This window comes from Rhodoferax sp. RT5P35, assembly GCF_056521385.1.
Genome location: NZ_JBWMAX010000380.1, coordinates 1 through 1,019 on the forward strand (window position 1 = coordinate 1; position 1,019 = coordinate 1,019).

At 69.0% G+C, this 1,019-nt stretch carries 1 protein-coding gene; it reads right to left on the minus strand.

The genetic code is table 11. The features are described 5' to 3' along the window. A partial coding sequence (locus tag AC097L_RS26480) for a PAS domain S-box protein (protein WP_479589662.1) occupies positions 1-1,005 on the minus strand: 1,005 nt, incomplete at its 3' end. Between the last annotated feature and the right edge of the window lie 14 nt (positions 1,006-1,019).

Consider the following 1,019-nt stretch of genomic DNA (forward strand, 5'->3'; position numbering starts at 1 on the left):
GAACATGGCGCAAAACGGCACGCTGGCGGCGCGGTCGGTGGCGCGGGCCAGCAGGGCCTCAAAGGCCGGGCGGTTGGCCAGGCCGGTGAGCGCATCGTGGTTGGAGGTCCAGGCCAGGCGTTCCCGATGTTCGCGCGAGGCGGTGACGTCTTCCACCGTCCAGACGGTGCCTTGCGAGCGGTCGCCCGGCACCACGGCGCGGCCCCGCATATGGGCCCAAAATAGCGCGCCCGTGCTGCGCTGCAGTTCCACTTCGCCCTCAAAAGCTCCGCTCTGCATGAAGGCCGGGTGGGCCCGTGCCGAAAGGGCCTGGTAGGCCTCGGGCGAGGGGTGGATGCGCAGCGTGGGCTGGCCCACGAGCTGGTGCTTGTCGAGCTGAAAGATTTGGCAGAACTGGCGGCTGACCAGTTCAAAGTGCCCATTGCGGGTCAGGGTGATGCCGACCTCGGCATGGTCCAGCACCGCGGCCAGCTTGGCCAGCAGGGCCTGGGTTTCGCTTTGTTTTTGCTGGCGTTGCTCGACCACCTGTTGGAACGCGTGGGCCAGTTGGCCGACTTCGCCCCGGTCGCTCGGCCAGGCCTCGGCGGGGTTGGCCCCTTCCCACAGCATCTTTTTGGCGCGCAGGCGCAGTTCGGAAATGGGGCGGGTGAGGCGCCAGGCCATGACACCGGCCAGCAGGGCTACCAGCAGCCCGACCCCCACAGCGGCTTTCCAGGCGGTGGCCTGGGCCGCTTTCACGGGCTGCATGGCCACTTCCAGCGGGGTCAGGCGCACCAGCGTCCAGCGTGAGCCGGGAATTCCGGCCATGGCCACCAGGTGGCCTTGTTCCAGAACGGCGGTTCCGGTGGTCTCGATCGGGCCGCCTCTGGCCTGCCAGCGCTGGAACACGCCCGCCAGGCCCGGTTCATCCGCCGCCTGGGCCATCAAGCGGGCAGTGTGGGTACGGCCCAGCAGCAACCCGGCCTGGTCCATGATGAGCACGCGCGAACCATCCTGGCGGGCCACGCGGGTTACCTCTG